The organism is Mycobacterium sp. ZZG, from assembly GCF_054786995.1.
Genome location: NZ_JBTBFV010000019.1, coordinates 1 through 13,272 on the forward strand (window position 1 = coordinate 1; position 13,272 = coordinate 13,272).

The 13,272-nt window shown below is 67.4% G+C and carries 15 protein-coding genes; 4 read left to right on the forward strand and 11 right to left on the reverse strand.

The annotated features are described in order from the left end of the window. The 4 genes from ACXMYJ_RS13045 to ACXMYJ_RS13060 all read right to left on the reverse strand — a co-directional run. On the reverse strand, positions 1-244 hold a 244-nt coding region (locus tag ACXMYJ_RS13045; RefSeq protein ID WP_460356685.1), incomplete at its 3' end, for a hypothetical protein. After that, positions 241-1,110, reverse strand: coding sequence for a tyrosine-type recombinase/integrase (locus ACXMYJ_RS13050; protein ID WP_460356687.1), 870 nt, complete (start codon positions 1,108-1,110; stop codon positions 241-243). The genes ACXMYJ_RS13045 and ACXMYJ_RS13050, both read right to left, overlap by 4 nt. Beyond that, positions 1,107-1,448, reverse strand: coding sequence for a hypothetical protein (locus ACXMYJ_RS13055; RefSeq protein ID WP_460356689.1), 342 nt, complete (start codon positions 1,446-1,448; stop codon positions 1,107-1,109). Before ACXMYJ_RS13055 ends, ACXMYJ_RS13050 begins: the two co-directional genes overlap by 4 nt. 148 nt (positions 1,449-1,596) lie before the next feature. Beyond that, complete coding sequence (locus tag ACXMYJ_RS13060; RefSeq protein ID WP_460356692.1) at positions 1,597-1,791, reverse strand: helix-turn-helix transcriptional regulator; 195 nt, start codon at positions 1,789-1,791, stop codon at positions 1,597-1,599. Positions 1,792-1,881: 90 nt separating this feature from the next. Between ACXMYJ_RS13060 and ACXMYJ_RS13065 the strand changes: the two genes are divergently transcribed. Both ACXMYJ_RS13065 and ACXMYJ_RS13070 read left to right on the forward strand, forming a co-directional pair. Next, positions 1,882-2,472 carry a helix-turn-helix domain-containing protein gene (locus ACXMYJ_RS13065; RefSeq protein WP_460356695.1) on the forward strand — a complete coding sequence of 197 codons (591 nt, stop codon included), beginning with the start codon at positions 1,882-1,884 and terminating at the stop codon, positions 2,470-2,472. Beyond that, positions 2,456-3,682: a tyrosine-type recombinase/integrase gene (locus ACXMYJ_RS13070; RefSeq protein ID WP_460356697.1), complete on the forward strand. Its 1,227-nt coding sequence runs from the start codon at positions 2,456-2,458 to the stop codon at positions 3,680-3,682. The genes ACXMYJ_RS13065 and ACXMYJ_RS13070 overlap by 17 nt, the downstream gene beginning before the upstream one ends. Positions 3,683-3,714: 32 nt before the next feature. Here ACXMYJ_RS13070 and glnA read toward each other — a convergent pair whose 3' ends face one another. Continuing rightward, positions 3,715-5,151, reverse strand: coding sequence for a type I glutamate--ammonia ligase (glnA, locus tag ACXMYJ_RS13075; protein WP_460356700.1), 1,437 nt, complete (start codon positions 5,149-5,151; stop codon positions 3,715-3,717). A gap of 144 nt (positions 5,152-5,295) precedes the next feature. Here glnA and ACXMYJ_RS13080 point away from each other — a divergent pair, with 144 nt between their 5' ends. Beyond that, positions 5,296-5,766: an RDD family protein gene (locus tag ACXMYJ_RS13080; protein WP_460356702.1), complete on the forward strand. Its 471-nt coding sequence runs from the start codon at positions 5,296-5,298 to the stop codon at positions 5,764-5,766. A gap of 3 nt (positions 5,767-5,769) precedes the next feature. Here the strand turns inward: ACXMYJ_RS13080 and ACXMYJ_RS13085 are convergent, their stop codons facing one another. The 6 genes from ACXMYJ_RS13085 to sucB are packed head-to-tail and all read right to left on the reverse strand — an operon-like array spanning position 5,770 to position 12,730. Then, positions 5,770-7,584, reverse strand: a complete 1,815-nt coding sequence (locus ACXMYJ_RS13085) for an amidohydrolase (protein WP_460356705.1) — start codon at positions 7,582-7,584, stop codon at positions 5,770-5,772. Positions 7,585-7,635: 51 nt separating this feature from the next. Then, the gene (locus ACXMYJ_RS13090) at positions 7,636-8,388 is read right to left on the reverse strand and encodes a DUF4191 domain-containing protein (RefSeq protein WP_443187026.1); all 753 of its coding nucleotides are present in this window, start codon (positions 8,386-8,388) and stop codon (positions 7,636-7,638) included. Positions 8,389-8,392: 4 nt separating this feature from the next. Further along, on the reverse strand, positions 8,393-9,325 hold the full coding sequence (lipA, locus tag ACXMYJ_RS13095) for a lipoyl synthase (RefSeq protein WP_443187027.1): 933 nt from the start codon (positions 9,323-9,325) through the stop codon (positions 8,393-8,395). Beyond that, positions 9,322-10,020, reverse strand: a complete 699-nt coding sequence (gene lipB / locus ACXMYJ_RS13100) for a lipoyl(octanoyl) transferase LipB (RefSeq protein ID WP_460356709.1) — start codon at positions 10,018-10,020, stop codon at positions 9,322-9,324. Before lipB ends, lipA begins: the two co-directional genes overlap by 4 nt. 10 nt (positions 10,021-10,030) lie before the next feature. Beyond that, positions 10,031-10,942 (reverse strand): TIGR01777 family oxidoreductase, encoded by a 912-nt coding sequence (locus ACXMYJ_RS13105; protein ID WP_443187029.1) that lies wholly within the window; start codon positions 10,940-10,942, stop codon positions 10,031-10,033. Positions 10,943-10,954: 12 nt separating this feature from the next. After that, positions 10,955-12,730 carry a 2-oxoglutarate dehydrogenase, E2 component, dihydrolipoamide succinyltransferase gene (gene sucB / locus ACXMYJ_RS13110; RefSeq protein ID WP_460356711.1) on the reverse strand — a complete coding sequence of 592 codons (1,776 nt, stop codon included), beginning with the start codon at positions 12,728-12,730 and terminating at the stop codon, positions 10,955-10,957. A 158-nt stretch (positions 12,731-12,888) separates the two neighbouring features. Here sucB and ACXMYJ_RS13115 point away from each other — a divergent pair, with 158 nt between their 5' ends. Next, the gene (locus tag ACXMYJ_RS13115; protein WP_260753596.1) at positions 12,889-13,239 is read left to right on the forward strand and encodes an oxidoreductase; all 351 of its coding nucleotides are present in this window, start codon (positions 12,889-12,891) and stop codon (positions 13,237-13,239) included. Positions 13,240-13,272 lie beyond the last annotated feature (33 nt).

Here is a 13,272-nt window from a genome sequence, read left to right on the forward strand (position 1 = left end):
CGGCGAGCACCCGATCGGGGCCGCCGCGGCGGTACAGCGCACGGCGAACCTCGATGGGCAGCAGAGGAATCAGGCCGTCGAACAGCAGCCGCAGAGCCGCGTCGCGCCACCCGTCCAGCGCCTGGTCACTCAGCGGGGGATCGGCGCAGCGACATGGCCACGGGTCGCGGCACCCGCAATCGAGCGGGACGCACCGATCAGCAGCTGCGTGGCGCCGGGCCAATCTCGTCGACAGGGCGTTCACAGCGCCGCCGCCATCATCGCCGCGCGGACCTCATCGTCGTCGACAGCCGTGTATCGCATGGTCGTGGCCACCGACGAGTGCCCGAGAAGGTGCTGAACGGCGCGAATATTGCGGGTGCCGCGGTAGGCCCGGGTGGCCGCTCGATGGCGCAGCGTGTGCATCGTGAGACCGTCAGGGAGTACGCGTTTCACGAGCAGGCCGACATACGCCGGGGTGAGGTGTCCGCCGAATCCGTCTGGGAAGAGCCAGCCGCTCGATGGGGCACCTGGCGTGTGCCCTTCGGCGCCGAGGCGGATCAGGTCGGCCAGCCCCTGACTGAGCGGCACCGTGCGCTTCTTGTTGCCCTTGCCGTGGACGATGAGCTGCGCGCCGGCCACACCCTCGATGAGGTCGCGCGTGTGGACCTGGGCGACCTCGGAGCGCCGCAGCCCTACTTCGCCAGCCAGGCGCAGCATTAGCGTTACCCGCAGGTCCGCCGTCCTCAGTGCTTCGGCCCACGCAGCGTCGTCGGCCGGGCGCGGCGCAGACACACCAATCGGGAAGCTCGGCAGGCCGCGGGCGGGGTCTTCGACGATGCGGCCGAATTTGTAGGCCCAGTCGAAGAATCCGCAGATCGCACCGCGGTAGCTGCGTCGGGTCTCGGGCTTCCAGTCGGGGTAGCAGCCCAGCCAGGTCACGAGGTCGTCTTGGGTGACAGCGTTGGGGTGGCCGCCGATCTCGCGGGCGACCATCCGCAGCTGTCCAACCCGCAGCTCAATCGTCTTCGGAGAGCGCCCGACACCGCGTAACCAGGTGGCGTACTCGTCGATGAGCATGTCCCAGTTGATCGGTGCGACGGGCAACCGCCCTCGCCTGAGCCGGGTCACTGCAGCTGCTCCATCGCCTCGGCCGCCTCGACGAGCTTGGCCGCCAGGGCACGGGCGTCGTCGGCGGTCAGCTCTCGGCCGTCGGAGTTGTAGAGCGCAATCGACCGGGAGACTTCGCCGCGCGCGTTCTGAAAACCGTCGATGGACACACCGACCTTGACGGTGTCGAAGCGGCCCCACTCGAGGGACCGGGTCAGTACGCCGTCGAGGTCGATGGAGTCCCAATCGCCCGCCTTCGCGCCGGCGGGGATCGGCAGATCCGGGTTGCAGTCCGGCGTGTGCCGCCCGATGCCGTTGCAGCAGTGGTGATAGGTGCTGTCGACGGGGTGCTGTGTCATGATTGCTGTACCTGCTTTCTGGTGAGGGTTGGTTCAGACGCCGTCGGGGTGGCAGCCCTGGCGGCGTCACTTTTTCGGGGCCGAAGGTCTTCGGTCCGGTCGTCGTCAACCAGGCCGAGATCGGCGTGGTCTTCCTGAGGGCGGTGCATCAGACTGTCCTGCTACTACGCAGCGTCGCGGCCTCCTGTTCCGCAATCCACTTCTCGACCTCGGCGCGGCGGTAGACGACGCGACGGCCCATCTTGAACGACGGGGGACCCTCGCCTTTCGCGCGCCAGTAGCGGAGGGTTCCCGGCGTCGCGCCGGTCATCCCCGAGACCACGTTGATTCCAACAATTTCCATGCTTGGTACTCCTTCAGCACCGTGGTGTCAGTTTGACACTGTCAGTAGTACTCTTGTTAGTGGTGCGCGTCAAGCACTACGGTGTTGAATGTGAAACAGGAGAGCGATCCACCGAGCGAGGCATTCCGTCAGTTCGGCGACGCTGTTCGGGCGGCGAGATCCATGGCAGGCCTCTCGCAGCGGAGATTGAGCGAGATAATCATGGCGACGAGCGACGTCAAGCTGTATCCGTCGGCCGTCACTCGGATAGAGACCGGCCAGCGCGAGCCGAAGCTGACCGAAGCTGTAGCGATCGCACGCGCCCTCGGCATGAGCCTCAGTGAGCTTGTCGACAACCCCGTCGACTATGCAACCCGGTTCGATCAGGCCCTGAACAACCTGCCCGTGCGAATGCATGAAGCGAGCGAGTCGCTGAAGCACCTCGCTGCCCAATTACTTTTGGTTGCAACGCTTTTAGATGAGCACCCCGACCTCCTGTCCTCGATACGTTTCGCAGGAGACCGGCAACCCCGGGACGCAAAGGAGTACCTCACGATGGTGGCCGATGGATTCCGCGAAAGTAAGTCGCGACGCGAGTCCAAAGACCGCAGCAGCGGGATTGATCCCGAGATGCGCGAGCTGGTCAGTGACGTTCTGGCGGCGCTAGCGAGCACTACGGTCCCTGATGACGCAGAGACGTAACCGCCGCAGCGGCGTTGAGGACCGCTGGCACAAGACGATCACGCACCCCGACGGGTCCACCGAAAAGGTGCCCTCAGCGCGCAACGGCAACGGCATGCGCTGGCTGGCTCGTTACGTCGACGAGCGCGGCAAGGAACACTCAAAGTCGTTCGCTCGCAAGCCCGATGCGCAACGGTGGCTCGACGGGCAGACCGCGGCGGTCGTCACCGGGAACCACGTCGCGCCGCGCAATGCGCAGATGACCGTACAGCAGTGGTGCGACACGTGGATTCAGGGTTACGCGGTGAACCGCGAGTCGACGGTGCGTCAGGCCCGCACGCACATCAAGCACATTGTGGCCGAGTTCGGCGATCAGCCGCTGTCGTCGCTGCGGCCGTCGCAGGTGAAGGCGTGGGTGGCCGGCCTGAAGGCGGCCGAGATGGCGCCGAGCTACGTCTACGCGCTGCACTCCCGACTGTCGCAGATCCTCGGCGACGCTGTGCACGACGGTGTTCTGGCACGCAATCCGTGTTCACGTCGGACCGCCCCGCCGATGGGCAAGCAGAAGCCCTATGTCGCCACGACGGAGCAGGTGTGGGCGCTGCACGACGCGATGCCCGACCATCTGCGCGTCGCTGTGCTCCTGGGCGCGTTCGTCGGGCTGCGCGTGGCCGAGGTCTCCGCGCTGCGCGTGTCCGACGTCGACTTCATCCGCGGCGTTGTGCACCCGGTGCAGCAGTGGCCCGAGAAGCCGCTCAAGACGGACGGCAGCGCCCAGCCCCTCCCGATCCCGAATGACCTCGCGCTCCTGCTGTCGGCGTCCGTGCAGCGGTACCCGTCGGAGATGATGGTCACCGGGGGAGTGGCCGGCGAGCCGGCGCCGCCGTGGGTGATCGAGCGCGCGGTCCGCCGTGCGAGAGCCGACCGTTTTACTGGATCCGATGCAAAGGTTCTCACGGTTGACCGTGAAAAGGTCCAGTTGCCCGATGGCTTCTCGTTCCACGATCTGCGGCACTACCTTGCGTCGCTGCTGATTGCGTCGGGCGCGGACATCAAGACGGTTCAGGCGCGCATGCGGCACGGTAGCGCGCGCACCACGCTCGACACCTACGGCCATCTGTGGCCAGACGCAGACGAGTCCACCCGCTCAGCGATCGGTGCTGTGATCGCCGAACGGATGGACTCGAAAGGAGGTGCTGCGGACCAGCTGCGGACCAGCGCGACCGAATAGGCTCGTTCACGCTGGTCAGCGCGTTTGCTGGCTTACACGTCGTAGTACAGCGAGAACTCGTACGGGTGAGGACGGATCTGGATCGGCATGATCTCGTTCTCCCGCTTGTAGGAGATCCAGGTCTCGATCAGGTCCGTGGTGAACACCCCGCCCTCGGTGAGGTATTCGTGGTCCTCTTCGAGCTTGTCGATCACCGCGGCGAGCGACGTGGGCGCCTGCGGGATGTTGGCGGCCTCCTCGGGCGGCAACTCGTAGAGATCCTTGTCGACCGGGGCCAGGGGCTCGATCTTGCGCTTGATGCCGTCGATACCGGCCATCAGCATCGCCGCGAACGCCAGGTACGGGTTGCCCGAGCTGTCGGGGCAGCGGAATTCGAGACGCTTGGCCTTCGGGTTGTTGCCGGTGATCGGGATACGGACGCAGGCCGACCGGTTGCGCTGGCTGTACACCAGGTTGATCGGGGCCTCGTAGCCCGGCACCAGACGCTTGTAGGAGTTCACCGTCGGGTTGGTGAACGCCAGCAGCGACGGCGCGTGGTGCAGGATGCCGCCGATGTAGTGGCGGGCCATGTCCGACAGTCCGGCGTAACCCGACTCGTCGTGGAACAGCGGCTTGCCGTCCTTCCACAGCGACTGGTGAGCGTGCATACCGGAGCCGTTGTCACCGAACAGTGGCTTCGGCATGAACGTGACGGTCTTGCCGTTGGCCCACGCCGTGTTCTTGATGATGTATTTGAACAGCAGCACGTCGTCGGCCGCGTGCAGCAGCGTGTCGAACTTGTAGTTGATCTCGGCCTGACCGGCAGTGCCCACCTCGTGGTGTCCGCGTTCGAGCACGAAGCCCGAGTTCTGCAGGTTGGTGGCCATCTCGTCGCGCAGGTCGACGTAGTGGTCGTAGGGCGCGACGGGGAAGTAGCCGCCCTTGGGGCGGACCTTGTAGCCACGGTTGGGGGTGCCGTCCGCCTCGAACGGCTCCCCGGTGTTCCACCAACCCGACTCGGAGTCCACCTCGTAGAAGGTGCCGTTGATCTTCGAATCGAACCTCACCGAATCAAAGATGTAGAACTCGGCCTCCGCGCCGAAGTAGCAGGTGTCGGCGATGCCGGTGCTGACCAGGTAGTTCTCGGCCTTGCGGGCGACGTTACGCGGGTCGCGGGAGTACGCCTCACGGGTGAACGGGTCGTGCACGAAGAAGTTCATGTTCAGCGTCTTCGCGTGCCGGAACGGGTCGATGCGCGCGGTGGCCGGATCGGGCAGCAGCATCATGTCCGACTCGTGGATGGACTGGAAGCCGCGCACCGACGAACCGTCGAAGGCGAGGCCGTCCTCGAACACGCTCTCGTCGAACGCAGACGCCGGGATCGAGAAGTGTTGGACGACGCCGGGCAGATCGCAGAACCGAATGTCGACGTACTCGACGTTCTCGTCCTTGATCAGCTTGATGATGTCGTCGGCGGTCTGTTCTGCCACTTATTGCTCTCCTTTGACTTGGTAGCCCGCCGGTGACGGTATGGATACGATGTTGCACGGCAGTCAACCGCATGTTGCGTGGACGTTACGCATCACGGCGGCGTCAGTTACAGGACACTATCGGCAGCCGCATATCCTTGCCGCATGGCCCGCAGCATTGGGTCCTGGCTGTCGGGACCGTCGCAATCCGACGACTCCGGTCAGCGGGCCTCCACCTATCCCGGCGAGCGTCTCGGCTTCCCCGAGAGTGGCCCGGGGTCCATCGCTCGATTCGGCCGCCGCATCGGTGCGCTCCTCGTCGACTGGCTGGTCAGCTACGGCCTCGCCGCGCTGGCGATGACGTTCGGTTGGGTCAGCCTGGCGGCGTTGTCGACCGCGGTGCTCGTCGTGTGGCTCGTCCTCGGCGTGGTGTCGGTGCGGCTGTTCGGTTTCACCCCGGGCCAGCTCCTGCTCGGCCTGAAGGTGGTGCCCGTGGACAACCGGCAGCATGTGGGTTCGGGCCGGGCGTTGGTGCGCGGTCTGCTCATCACACTGGTGATCCCGGCTCTGTTCACCGACTCCGATCTGCGCGGACTGCACGATCTGGCGACGAAGACCGCCGTGGTGAGGCGATGAGCGCTAAGCCTGATGGCGGATCTGCCCGTTCATCATCGTCATCGTCACCGTTGCGCCACTGATCTGATGAGGGTCGACCTCGAAGATGTTGCGGTCCAACACGATCAGATCAGCCAGCTTGCCGACCTCGACGGAGCCGACCTTGTCGTCGAGGCGAAGCTGATAGGCCGCGCCGAGGGTGTTGGCATGCACCGCCTGTTCGACCGTCATCCTCTGATCGGCCGGTGCGAGCACCTCAGCGTCGGGATCGCCGATCAACTGTCGCGTCACCCCGATCTGGATGGAGTCCAGCGGCTTGTACGTCGAGAAGTACCCGGCCGCCGGCCAGTCGGTGCCCAGCGACACCGGGCCGCCGGTTCGTAGGACGTCCTGCACCCGGTACAAGTTGTCCCCACGGGGCTTCCCGTACCGCGCGGCCATGTTCTGCACCGTGTCGGGATCGGCGGACAGCCAGTTGGCGGAGAACTGGGCGACCACACCGAGCTCACCGAAGCGTCGTGCGTCCGGGTCTTCCAGGTAGACCAGATGGGCGACCGTGTGCCGACGATCCCGCGGCGGGTTCGTCTTGACCGCGGCCTCGATCGAGTCCAGTGCCGTGCGTGCGGTGCGTTCACCGCAGGCGTGCACGTGGATGTCGAGACCGGCCGCATCCACCTGCTGCACCAGCTGCCGCCACTGCTGCTCGGTGAACGGGGAGCCGCCGATCGATTCCGGCCGGTCGGCATAGGGTTCCAGCAGCCAGGCCGTGTAACCGCCCTGCGTTCCGTCGCCGACGATCTTGACCACCCCGACGTCGACGAGGTCGGTGGAGACGCGGTTGCGGATGTCGGTCAGCCGGGCGACGGCGTCGTCGAACGGCGGTGACTTCACGCTGTAGGAGGCCACCACGCGCAACGGCAGCGCGCCGCGGCGCGCGGCGTCGGTGCAGAGCTCGATCAGTGCGCTCTGGTCGCCGCCGATCGGCGGGACGCCCGCGTCGAACACCGACGTGATGCCCGCTTCGGATGCTTTCGGCAGCCACTGTTCGAGCAGCCGGCCCATCGTCTCGGCGGAGATGGGCTCGATCGCGTTGACCAGGCCGAGCACCGCGTCCACTTCGAGCACATAACCGGTGAGCTCGCCGTCCTCGTCGCGCACGTAGTAGCTGAATCCGGGGATCGGGTCGGGCGAGTCGCGGCTGACGCCGGCCAACTCCAGGGCCCTGCTGTTGGCCCACATGCTGTGACCGTCGATCGCGAAGAAGAACCCGGGTCGGTCGGGCAGCACCCGGTCGAGTTGGGCCCGGGTCGGCCCGTCAGGGCCGAACATGTCCACGCGCCAGCCGAATCCGCGTACCGGACCGCCCGGGTTGGCGCTGGCGTAGGCCGCGATCGCATCGAGTGCGTCCTGTGCGGTCGGCACCTGGAGATCGACGCCGGTGGACAGGAACGCGCCGAGGATCGGGTGGATGTGCCCCTCGACGAAACCCGGCATCAGCAGATTGCCGTCGAGGTCGACGACCTGAGTGTCCGGACCGACTAGCGCCATCGCCCCGGCCGCGTCGCCGACATAGGTGATGGTGTCACCGGTGACCGCGACGGCCTCGGCCCACGGCGCCGCCTCGGTCACCGTGTAGACGCGGCCGTTGTGGAAGACGAAGTCCGGGTCGGCGCCGTCGGCCGCGGTGGACTGCGTCAGGGGAGTCGACTCGGTGGCGCATGCCGATGCCGTCGCGACGACGGCCGTCACGGCCGCGGCCCGCAGCACGGTCCGGCGTGTCAGGGGCCCCCCTCGCCCGAAAGCCGCGAAATGCGGAGCCCATTCGCACGCGGTGCACATATGGCGAACGTACGTGCGCGGAGGGTTAGAGCAGGCGCGGCGCGCCGGTGGTCAGCGCCGGCGCACGGTGCGCTGCACGCCGCGCATCTTGGCCTGCGCCGGCAACGGGCCCTTGGGCATCGCGGCCGGTCCCACCTTGGTGCCCAGTGCTGCCAGGCGGGATTCCAGGGAGTCCATCTGCTTGACCGTGATGTTCGCCGGCAACTTGTTGAGGTGGCGTTCCAACTTGGCCAGCGGAACCTCACCCTCACCGTTGCCGATGATCACGTCGTAGATCGGCACGTCACCGACCAGACGGGCAGTGCGCTTTTTCTCCTGGGCCAGCAGCGGCCTGACCCGGTTGGCGGCACCCTCGCCCACGAAGATCACACCGGGACGTCCGATGACCCGGTGCACGGCGTCGAAGTGGCCGGTCGCGGCGACGCCGGGAGTGACGCGCCACTTGCCGCGCAGATTGTCCAACGCCCACGCGGCCGCGCCGGTCTGTCCCTCGGCCTTGCGGTACACCGCCTTCTGGGCGCGCCGACCGAAGATGATGAAGGCCACCAGCGCGCCGAGCACGATGCCCAGCGGGATCAGCATGAACATCGTGAACCCGCCGGCGTACACACCGGTCGCCACCGAGGCGCCGACGATCAGCACGAACGCGCCGATCATGTACGGCAGCAGCCGCTTGTCCTCTTTGCGCTGCATCTGGAACGCCTGCCACAGCTGGCTGCGCCGCTGCTTGGACGCCGCCTTGCGGGCGGCCTTCGCCTCTGCCTTGGCGGCCTTCGCCTCGGCCGGGTTACGCGATTTCGCCATTGCTTCAGGATACGGGCGGTCGCGACGCGACCGTCTGCGCATACAACTTCCCGGCCCGGTAGGACGAACGCACCAACGGTCCGGCCAGCACGCCGGCGAAGCCGAGCTCGGTCGCGTAGCGCTCGTGCTCGACGAACTCGTCGGGATGGACCCAGCGTTCCACCGGGTGGTGGCGTGCGGACGGGCGCAGGTACTGAGTGATCGTGACGATGTCGCACCCCGCCTCGTGCAGGTCGCCCAGGGCCGCGCGCACCTCCTCAGGGGTCTCACCCATGCCGAGGATCAGGTTGCTCTTGGTGACCAGTCCGTAGTCGCGCGCCATCGTCAGCACCGACAGGCTGCGTTCATAACGGAACCCGGGCCGGATCCGCTTGAAGATGCGGGGGACGGTTTCGACGTTGTGCGCCAGCACCTCCGGCCGCGACTCGAAGACCTGCTCCAGTTGGCCCGGATCTGCGTTGAAGTCCGGGATCAACAACTCCACACCGGTGTTCGGGTTCAGCGCCTTGATCTGACGGACCGTTTCGGCGTAGAGCCAGGCGCCACCGTCGGGCAGGTCGTCGCGGGCCACACCGGTCACCGTGGAGTAGCGCAGACCCATCGCCTGCACACTCTCGGCCACCCGGCGCGGCTCGTCGCGGTCCAGTTCGGCGGGCTTACCGGTGTCGATCTGGCAGAAGTCGCACCGACGGGTGCACTGCTCGCCGCCGATCAGGAACGTAGCCTCGCGGTCTTCCCAGCACTCGAAGATGTTGGGGCAGCCCGCCTCCTCGCACACGGTGTGCAGGCCCTCACGGCGCACCAGGTTTTTGAGCTCTTTGTACTCCGGGCCCATCTTGGCGCGGGTCTTGATCCACGGGGGCTTGCGCTCGATCGGCGTCTCGGCGTTACGAACTTCCAGACGCAGCAGCTTGCGGCCGTCAGGAGCGATAGTCACTGTGGTGATCCTACGCGCATGGCAGGCGCCGCAAACGCCGTGAGACGGCCGTCGAGCGCGTCGAGAACCGCCTCGCCCACCCGGTCGGCGACGTCGTCGACGGTGACCGTGCGGCCCAGCTCGGCGGTGAGCGAGGTCACGCCGGCGTCCCGGATGCCGCACGGCACGATCGCGCCGTACGCGCCGAGGTCGCAGTCACAGTTCAGCGCGAACCCGTGCAGGGTCGTCGCCCGCGCGACCCGGATGCCTATCGCGGCGATCTTGCGCGCAGGCCGGTTCACCGCGGCCGGCAACCACACCCCGGACCGGCCCTCGACCCGGCCTGCCGACAGGCCCAGCTCCGCACACACCGTGATCAACGAATCTTCAAGGCGCCGAACGAAATTCACCACATCCAGCGGCTCGGCCAGCCCGATGATCGGGTAGCCGACCAGCTGGCCGGGCCCGTGCCAGGTGATCTTGCCGCCGCGGTCGGTGTCGATGACAGGCGTGCCGTCGACCGGCTTCTCCTCGGGTAGGGTGCGCCGGCCCGCGGTGTACACCGGCGGGTGCTCCAGCAGCAGCAGCGTGTCGGGCCCGCCCGCGATGCGTTCTTCGGCGACGCGGCGCTGAAGGTCCCACGCTTGCCGGTAGTCCAGGTTGCCGAGACGGCGCACCTGTACCGGTGCGGTGTGCGACCGAATCGAAACCGCCATGTCCTCGACGCTACTCACGGTTGGGCGCGGTGGCGAACGCCAGGGCCTCGCCGATGGTGTGGTGGTGGAACTCGAAACCGGCGCGTTCCAATGCCGCCGGGATCGCGCGCTGCCCGCCGAGCACACCTTCGTCGGCGAATTCTCCGAGCGCGACCCGCAACGCGAACCCCGGCACGACCAGAGGGGTTGGTCGGCGCACTGAGCGGCCCAGCGCAGTGGTGAACTCCGCGTTGGTCACCGGTGCCGGCCCGGTGAAGTTGACCGGCCCGGACAGCTCGTCGCGTGTGATCGCGAAGAGCAGTGCCCGCACCTCGTCTTCGAGGCTGACCCACGACAGGTACTGCCGTCCGTTGCCGAGGCGGGCGCCGAGCCCGAGCGAGAACAGCGGTTTGAGCCGACTCAGCATGCCCCCTGACGGCGCCATCACCAGGCCGGTGCGTGCCAGCACCACCCGAACGCCGGCTTGCGCGGCCACCGTGGTGGCGGTCTCCCAGTCGACGGCCAGGCGGGCCAGGAAGTTGTGGCCCGGCCCGGCCGTCTCGTCGACCGGCGTGCTACCCGAGTTGCCGTAGTAGCCGACCGCGCTGGCGTTGATCAACACCGGCACCTCGGCATCGACCACCGCGTTGGCCAGCACCTCGGTCGGGCCGATCCGGCTGTCGCGCAGGCTCTGCTTGAACGCACCCGACCACCGCTTCTGGCCGACGTTGACGCCACACAGGTTCACCACGGCATCCACACCGAGCAGGGTGTTCGGGTCGAACTCGCCGGAGTCGGGATTCCAGAACACCTCGTCGGCGTTCGACGGGGCGCGCCGCACGATGCGGATCACCCGATGATCGGTGGCGCGCAGCGCGTAGACCAGCGCCGTACCGATCAGACCGGATGACCCCGCGATCGCGATGACCGAATCCGATGGCATCGACAACCTCGTCTACAACCCGAGGTCGGCCTCGAACGCACCCTCTTCCAACCGGCGCTTGACGGTGGTGACGAAGCGGCCGGCGTCAGCGCCGTCGATGAGGCGGTGATCGTAGGTCAACGGCAGGTAGCTCACCGAGCGGACGCCGATCGACTCGTTGCCGAACTGGTCGACGATCACCCGCGGCCGTTTGACGATGGCGCCGGTGCCGAGCATGGCCGCCTGCGGCGGCACCAGGATCGGGGTGTCGAACAGCGCGCCCTGGCTGCCGATGTTGGTGATCGTGAACGTGCCACCGGAGAGTTCGTCGGGCTTGAGGTTGCCCGACCGCGCCCGCGCGGCGATGTCGGCGATCGCCCGGGCCAGCCCGCCCAGCGACAGGTCGCCGGCGTTGTGGATCACCGGGGACAGCAGGCCCTGGTCGGTGTCGACGGCGATGCCCAGGTGCTCGGCGTCGTAGTAGGTGATCTCCTTGGAATCCTCGTTGTAGCTGGCGTTGACGTTCGGGTGCAGCTTCAGCGCGTCGATCACCGCCCGTGCGATGAACGGCAGGTAGGTGAGGTTCACCCCTTCGCGTTCGGCGAACTGCGCCTTGGCCCTGGCCCGCAGCGCCACGATCTTGGTCATGTCGACCTCGTGGACCTGCGTCAGCTGCGCCGTGGTCTGCAGCGACTCGCGGGTCTTCTTGGCGGTGATCTGGCGGATCCGGTTGGCCTTCTGGGTGGTACCGCGCAGGTGCGCCAGCGCCCCTTCGGCGGGCGGGCCGGCCACCTTGGCGGGCGCCTCGGCCGCGGGCGCCGCCTTCGGCGCCTCCTTCGGCGCCTTGCTCGCCTCTGCGGCGGCCAGCACGTCCTGCTTGCGGATCCGGCCGCCCACACCGGTGCCCTTGACCGTCGCGAGGTCCACTCCGTGCTCACCGGCGAGCTTGCGCACCAGCGGAGTCACATACGGGCTGGAGTCCGCGGAACCCTCGGCCGCGGCCGGCTCCGGCTTCGATTCGGGCTTCGGTTCGGGCTTGGGCTCCGGCTTCGGTTCGGGCTTGGGTTCGGGCTGGGCTTCCTCAGAGGGTTTGGCCGACGGCTTGGTCTGCTTCGGCTCGGGCTCGGGTTCCGGCTCCGGTTCGGGCTCGGCTTCCGGTTCGGGCTCGGCCTCAGCGCCCTGATCGCCGATTTTGGCGAGCTCTCCGCCGACCTCGACGGTGTCGTCCTCTTCGGCGGTGATCGACAGCAGCGTGCCGGCCACCGGCGACGGGATCTCGGTGTCGACCTTGTCGGTGGACACCTCCACGAGCGGCTCGTCCACCTCGACGCTGTCGCCGACCTTCTTCAGCCAGCGGGTGACGGTGCCCTCGGTGACGGACTCGCCGAGCTCGGGCATGAGTACGGGTGTCGCCGACCCCGACGAACCGCCGCCGGAGGGCTTCTTCTCAGATTGCGGCTCGGGCTCTTCCTCCGGCTCGGGCTCGGGCTCCGGCTCGGGTTCCGGTTCGGCCTCGGCTTCCGGTTCCTCGCCGCCGCTGTCGCTGTCGGTGTCGCCGCTGTCGCTGTCGTCGGCGTCGCCGATGACCGCCAGCTCACCGCCGACCTCGACGGTGTCGTCCTCCTGGGCGACGATCTTCTTCAGCACACCTGAGGCAGGTGAGGGGATCTCGGTGTCGACCTTGTCGGTGGACACCTCCAGCAATGGCTCGTCCTCTTCGACCGTGTCCCCCTCCTGCTTCAGCCAGCGGGTGACAGTCCCCTCGGTAACGCTCTCTCCGAGTGCGGGCATCTGGACGGAGATGGCCATAGTGTCGTGACTCCCTTAATGGTCGGTCGCAGTCTCTGAGGTGTCGCGTCCCATCCTGTCACGTCCATGTGACCTTCCGCCGCGGACGCGCGTTCTGAAACCTCTGGCACTATCGAAATGTCGGGTCACCAGCGGATCGCCGGAAGGAGCAAGCCCAGGTGGGACTGTTTGACAGACTCCGTGGTCGGCGCCGCACGGCCACGACGGCCACCGACCCCGCCGCCGATCTGCGGTACCTGCAGCGCTGGGTCGCCGAACATCATGGCGTCGAGGCGTTCATCGAACCCAAGACCACCGTCACCGATGTCACCGTGGTGCTGGTCGCCGCCGACGGTGAGTGGACCCGGCGCAAAGCCGGCGGTCACGCCGGGGCCCGACGGCTGTCCGACCGGCTGAAGATCCCCGTCTATGACGTTCAGAAGGTCGGTTACCCGCAACGCATGCGCGACTACGACGCGCGCCGGCGGATCGAGCGTAAGCGGGCCGCCCGCGAAGAACTCGAGCGCTGACGGCAGCCAAGCGTGAGCCATGGGGTAATGCTC

Excerpts from the sequence above, each read along its gene's own strand:
- ACXMYJ_RS13055 (WP_460356689.1), bottom strand. The coding sequence starts at position 1,448 with ATGACACAGCACCCCGTCGACAGCACCTATCACCACTGCTGCAACGGC.
- ACXMYJ_RS13060 (WP_460356692.1), bottom strand. The coding sequence starts at position 1,791 with ATGGAAATTGTTGGAATCAACGTGGTCTCGGGGATGACCGGCGCGACG.
- ACXMYJ_RS13070 (WP_460356697.1), top strand. The coding sequence starts at position 2,456 with ATGACGCAGAGACGTAACCGCCGCAGCGGCGTTGAGGACCGCTGGCAC.
- ACXMYJ_RS13080 (WP_460356702.1), top strand. The coding sequence starts at position 5,296 with ATGGCCCGCAGCATTGGGTCCTGGCTGTCGGGACCGTCGCAATCCGAC.
- ACXMYJ_RS13085 (WP_460356705.1), bottom strand. The coding sequence starts at position 7,584 with ATGTGCACCGCGTGCGAATGGGCTCCGCATTTCGCGGCTTTCGGGCGA.
- ACXMYJ_RS13090 (WP_443187026.1), bottom strand. The coding sequence starts at position 8,388 with ATGGCGAAATCGCGTAACCCGGCCGAGGCGAAGGCCGCCAAGGCAGAG.
- lipB (WP_460356709.1), bottom strand. The coding sequence starts at position 10,020 with ATGGCGGTTTCGATTCGGTCGCACACCGCACCGGTACAGGTGCGCCGT.
- ACXMYJ_RS13105 (WP_443187029.1), bottom strand. The coding sequence starts at position 10,942 with ATGCCATCGGATTCGGTCATCGCGATCGCGGGGTCATCCGGTCTGATC.
- sucB (WP_460356711.1), bottom strand. The coding sequence starts at position 12,730 with ATGGCCATCTCCGTCCAGATGCCCGCACTCGGAGAGAGCGTTACCGAG.